This window comes from Bradyrhizobium sp. P2_E8 (assembly GCF_056403875.1).
The window spans coordinates 1-1,188 of sequence record NZ_JBFUES010001519.1 but is presented as its reverse complement, the minus strand read 5'-3'; the positions used below and the strand labels follow the sequence as shown (position 1 = coordinate 1,188).

Sequence of the window (1,188 nt, the reverse complement as noted above, 5' to 3'; positions counted from 1 at the left end):
GCATCAGAATATCGAAGAAGAAGCGCTGCTCGTCCGGCCAGACCTTGGTCGCGGCCAGATTGGTTTGGATCGGATCCGCATTGATGAAATGCTGAGGCGTTTGCACCACGCCTACGCCAGGATCGCGGAGCAGGCATATCGCGCGAGCGAGAAATTCGGGCATGGGAACAAAATCGGCGTCGAGGATCGAAATGAAGTCGGGGGGATCGGCGAGCCCTGTCACGTGCCGCAGAGCGTGGTTGATGTTGCCGGCCTTGGCGTCCTTGTTGTCGGGCCGTGCCAGATAGCGGCAGCCGAGCTCGCCGGCAAGCTTTTCGAGCCAGTCGCGCCGCCCGTCGTCCAGAACCCAGACACGGTAGTTGGGATAATTCATTCCCGTGGCGCAGATAATTGTGCGCTCCAGGATCGACGTTTCCTCGTTGTAGGTGCAAATGAATACGTCGATCAGCGGAGCTTGCCGTCCGGCAAGCCACCGCCTGTTGGCTTCGACTTGCGGCGTTCGATCGGTCGTGCGGCTTAGAAACAGCAGCGACAGTGCACTCGCCGCGAGTGACGCAGCCTCGACGATGAGGAACAGCGCTCCCACGACGAAATCGGCGGTCCAGCCGACCGGCGGGACCGTGGACGTGATGCGCCATCCCAGATAGCGGATCATAAGCAGCAATAGGATTGCGATCATCAGGGAACGCGCCGCAGAGTTCCCAGGCCGGAGCCAGGGCAGGATGGCAAGGCAGGACCCGAGCGCAATAAGGCCYGGCGTCAGCGCGGGGATCATGGCTTTCTCGCAGTCTCTCCCGAGAAGATGACGCGTCCGGTTCGCCCGACCGGACAATCGTTGGAGCCATCGTTGAGGTCGGGGACCGAAATCGTCGCACGATACGGTTCCTTGCTCAGCGCATCGGGATTGATGGCAAGGTTCGCTGCGACCCCTGCGGAGCCGGTGAGATTGACGACGGTTCCAGCCAATTGGGGGCCGCCGGCGCTCGGCCGGAAATGCGCGAGAGATCCCAGTTGCAGCCCGTTATACACGCTCTCAGTGACGTTCGCCGTTACCACGGCGCCGGAACAATCGAGTAGACGAATGAGCGGTTGTCCGGCCCGGACGTCCTCTCCAGGCGCCGTCATGACCTCCCATATTCGGCCGGCGATGGGGAACTTGATGTCCGCCTCGGAGCGGCTGATGTAACG

2 protein-coding genes are annotated in these 1,188 nt (G+C 61.8%); both read right to left on the bottom strand.

From position 1 onward, the window contains the following. A partial coding sequence (locus tag AC1D00_RS41950) for a glycosyltransferase (protein ID WP_477014753.1) occupies positions 1 to 775 on the bottom strand: 775 nt, incomplete at its 3' end. Next, positions 772 to 1,188: HlyD family secretion protein (locus tag AC1D00_RS41945; protein WP_477014752.1), on the bottom strand; the 417-nt coding region annotated here is incomplete at its 5' end. The genes AC1D00_RS41950 and AC1D00_RS41945, both read right to left, overlap by 4 nt.